Source organism: Pseudomonas sp. HMWF006, assembly GCF_003061205.1.
In the GTDB taxonomy this organism is placed as follows: Bacteria; Pseudomonadota; Gammaproteobacteria; order Pseudomonadales; family Pseudomonadaceae; genus Aquipseudomonas; species Aquipseudomonas monsensis.
Genome location: NZ_QAIU01000351.1, coordinates 1 through 4,112, shown reverse-complemented (window position 1 = coordinate 4,112; position 4,112 = coordinate 1). Strand labels below are relative to the sequence as shown.

Here is a 4,112-nt window from a genome sequence, read left to right as displayed (position 1 = left end):
GTGTAGATCACGTTGGGGATCAGGTCGTAGTTGACCTCGCCGGCCTTGCCGTGGATCTGCTCGACGCAGGCCATCGCTTCATCTTCGGCCTTGTGCGCAAGCATCGGCCCCGACGTGACGTCGCCGATCACCCACACGCCGGGCGCTTCGGTGCGGTGTTGCCTGTTGGCGAGCATGCCGCGTTTATCGGTGCTCAGCCCCACGTTTTCCAGACCCAGGCCCTGGGTGTACGGACGACGCCCGATGGCCACCAGCACGTAGTCGGCTTCCAGCAACTCAGCGCTGCCGCCGGCCGCCGGCTCGACGCTGAGCTGCACACCGCTGGCTGACGAGGTAGCGCTGGTGACTTTCGAACTCAACTTGAAGGCGATCCCTTGTTTGCTCAGCGAACGCTGCAGGGTTTTGCCGGCCTCGGCATCGACTCCGGGGCAGATGCGATCGAGGTATTCGACCACGGTGACCTGCGCGCCCAGACGCCGCCACACCGACCCCAGTTCGAGGCCGATGACCCCGGCGCCGATCACCACCAGATGGCTGGGTACTTCGCTCAGCGACAGGGCGCCGGTGGAATCCAGAATGCGTTGGTTGTCGATCTCCACGCCGGGCAGGGGAGTGGGCTCGGAGCCGGTGGCGATGATGATGTCCTTGGCGGTCAGTTCGACCTTGCTGCCCTGATCGTTGGTTACGCTGACTTTGCCCGGGCCGTCGATATGGCCCCAGCCCTTGATCCAGTCGACCTTGTTTTTGCGAAAGAGGAACTCGATGCCTTTGGTCAGGCCGCTCACGCTTTCGTCTTTCTGCTTCATCATCTGCGCCAGATTCAGCGTGGGTCTGACCTCGATGCCGAGGTTGGCGAATTCCGCACCCATCGCTGCGTCATACAGCTCCGAGGCATGCAGCAGCGCTTTGGAAGGCATGCAGCCGACATTCAGGCAGGTGCCGCCCAAGGTCGCGCGACCTTCGACGCAAGCGGCTTTGAGACCCAACTGGCCAGCGCGGATCGCCGCGTTATAACCACCGGGGCCGCCGCCCAGAATCACTACGTCATAGTTGCTCATGCGCTTGCTCCTGCTTGATGGATGCGGATGCTAAAAGTAGTCGGCGAAGAAAATTACGAACGTAATATGTGCGTTTATGGACATTTCGGTCAAGGCTTCAGGCAAGCGACAGGTTGGAAATCTTTAGATAAATGCAATTGTGTACGAATATTTCACGATTATCGTTATATCGTAACGATATGCGCAGTGAACCAATGATTTCGGGGTGTTATGCAAGTCGATCTGGAAGTTGAAGGCACGCCAGTGACCGGATTGCCGCGCTTTCAGCAGGCGGCGATGCAAGGTCGGCGATTACGGCGCTGGGCCATCGGCCTTGGCGGCTTGGCCGGGGCCGGGTGGGTGTTGGCGTTTTTTGTCGGGTTGTTCGCGCCGCAGTCGTTGTGGCTACCGCTGTTGGTCAACCAGAGTGCGGCGTTGCTGGTGCTGGTCGCTGGTTTGCAATCGGCGTGGTGGGTGGCGCGATGGCGTGAGCGGGTGATGACGCCTCTGGCGTCGAATCCTCCAACAGTGGAAGAACCGTCTGATGCGCAGGGATGGTACGAGCAGCTGTTGGAACGCTTGAGTCAGCGCAGTTTGCATTGGCTTGGCCAGATCGGTGCGGCGACGTTGTGGCTGGGTGGCTGGGCGATGCTGGTGTTGCTTGGCATCGAGCAGGCGTGGAACCTCGCGCTACCGGCTGCGGCGGTGGGTTTGTCTGCCACCGTTGGCGCGGTGATGGCGTTGTTGCTGGCCTTCGCCTTGCTGGTACTGGAGCGGCACCTGGCACAAGAGAGTCCGGCGCAATGGCCAGAAGCGGGCTCGCTGGCGCAACTGACGCGGGTGGTGATTATCACTCTGGTGCTGGGCGCACTGTGTTTACTGTTCGCCAGCGAGAGTGCCGTGTGGCCGGTTCGCGTAGCCGTACTGACGGGAATCTTGCCGGGACTGGTCGCGATCGAGCTGTTATTGCGCGCCGTATTGTCACTATTCAGTCCTCGTCGCGAGCAACTCGAGCCGACCCTGCTGGCGCGCACTTTTATCGCCGATCTGCTGCGTTGGCCGCCGCAACCGTTACTCGCGTTGCAGCACGAGTTGCACAACCGTTTCGGCATCGATCTGCGCCAGATCTGGGCGTTCAGCTACATGCGCCGCGCATTTCTGCCTGTGCTGGCGCTGGTTGTGGGACTCGGCTGGCTGCTGACCGGCATTCATGAAATTCCGTTGCAAGGTCGTGGGATCTACGAGCGTTTCGGCAAACCGGTGCAGGTGTTCGCTCCCGGGTTGCACGTTGGTTTGCCGTGGCCGCTGGGACGGGTGCTGAACGTGGAAAACGGCGTAGTCCACGAACTGGCGACCAGCGTCGGCGAAAACCCGGCGCCGGTTCAGCCCGATCCTGCCGAAGGCCCGGCCCCCATGACGGCCAATCGTCTGTGGGACGCCAGTCACGTCAACGACAAGTCTCAGGTGATTGCCAGCAGCCGCGGCGAGCAGCAGAGCTTCCAGATCGTCAACATGGACGTGCGGTTTGTCTATCGCATTGGCCTGAGTGACCAGGCGGCATTGGCGGCGACCTATAACAGTGCCGATGTCCCGACGTTGATCCGCAGCACGGCCAGCCGGATTCTGGTGCACGATTTCGCTTCGCGCACGCTCGACGGTTTGCTCGGTACCGATCGGGTCGGGCTGGGCGACCAGATTGGACGCGCGGTGCAAAACGATCTGCAAAAGCTCGACAGCGGGGTGGAGATTCTTGCCACGGTGGTTGAAGCCATTCATCCGCCGGCCGGTGCGGCCAACGCGTATCACAGCGTGCAAGCAGCGCAGATTGGTGCGCAGGCGTTAATCGCCCGTGAGCGGGGAGCGGCGGCTGAAGCGAGTAATCAGGCGCAGTTGCAGGCCAGCCTCGCCCGCGACCAGGCCAGCGCCAATGCGCGCGAAATCAATGCTTCGGCGCACGCCGCGGAGCTGAAATTCACTGCCGAGCAAAAAGCCTACGCCAGCGCCGGCCAGGCGTTCGTTCTGGAGCAATACCTCAGTCAGCTCAGCCAAGGCTTGAGCAAAGCCAAATTGCTGGTGCTCGACCATCGTCTGGGTGGCAGCAGCAATGCGCCGACCATCGACTTGCGTACGTTTACGCTGCCGGCTGATCCATCGCCCGCGCGCACCACCGCTCAACCAGGAGTTGCCCATTGAGCCAGTCGCACACTCACGATCACCATGACCACGGCGGCCACGATCACGGCCACGGCGGGCATCACCATCATCATGGCCATCACCATCACGGTGCACCGGAAGAGGCGGGGCCGTTCCCCTGGCGACGCATGGCTTGGGCGGCATTGCTGGTGGCGTTTGCCATCGCGGCGGCGAGTCTGGTGCAAGTGCGCTCGGGCGAGGCCACGGTCATCACCCGGTTCGGCAATCCGTCGCGTGTGCTGCTCGATCCGGGTTTGAGCTGGCGTTGGCCGGCGCCGTTTGAAGCGGCGATCCCGGTGGACCTGCGGCTGCGCACCACCTCCAGCGGTTTGCAGGATGTCGGCACGCGCGACGGTTTGCGCATCATCGTTCAGGCTTACGTGGCGTGGCAGGTGCAGGGCGATCCGGACAATGTGCAACGTTTCATGCGCGCTGTGCAGAACCAGCCGGATGAAGCGGCGCGGCAGATTCGCACGTTCGTGGGCTCGGCGCTGGAAACCACCGCCAGCAGTTTTGACCTGGCGAACCTGGTCAACACCGACGCCAGTCGGGTGCACATCGCCGATTTCGAGGCGCAACTGCGTCAGCAGATCGATCAGCAATTGCTCGCCACTTATGGTGTGCGCGTGGTGCAGGTGGGCATCGAACGCTTGACCTTGCCGTCGGTGACGCTTACCGCCACGGTGGATCGCATGCGCGCCGAGCGTGAAACCATTGCCACTGAACGCACGGCGATCGGCAAACGCGAAGCGGCGCAAATCCGTTCTGCGGCCGAGCGCGATGCGCGCATTGTGCAGGCGGACGCCACGGTAAAAGCCGCTGATATTGAAGCGCAATCGCGGGTTGAAGCTGCACAGATTTATGGCCGCGCCTATGCCGGGT

Annotated in this window: 3 protein-coding genes; 2 read left to right on the top strand and 1 reads right to left on the bottom strand. The window is 62.2% G+C overall.

Annotated elements, in window-relative coordinates; genetic code table 11:
• The coding region (locus tag DBR24_RS14370) for an NAD(P)/FAD-dependent oxidoreductase (protein WP_128615097.1) at positions 1–1,058 on the bottom strand (1,058 nt) is incomplete at its 3' end.
• A 210-nt stretch (positions 1,059–1,268) separates the two neighbouring features.
• Between DBR24_RS14370 and hflK the strand changes: the two genes are divergently transcribed.
• Both hflK and DBR24_RS14360 read left to right on the top strand, forming a co-directional pair.
• Positions 1,269–3,230: a protease modulator HflK gene (gene hflK, locus DBR24_RS14365; RefSeq protein ID WP_128615096.1), complete on the top strand. Its 1,962-nt coding sequence runs from the start codon at positions 1,269–1,271 to the stop codon at positions 3,228–3,230.
• Positions 3,227–4,112: SPFH domain-containing protein (locus tag DBR24_RS14360; RefSeq protein WP_128615095.1), on the top strand; the 886-nt coding region annotated here is incomplete at its 3' end. The genes hflK and DBR24_RS14360, both read left to right, overlap by 4 nt.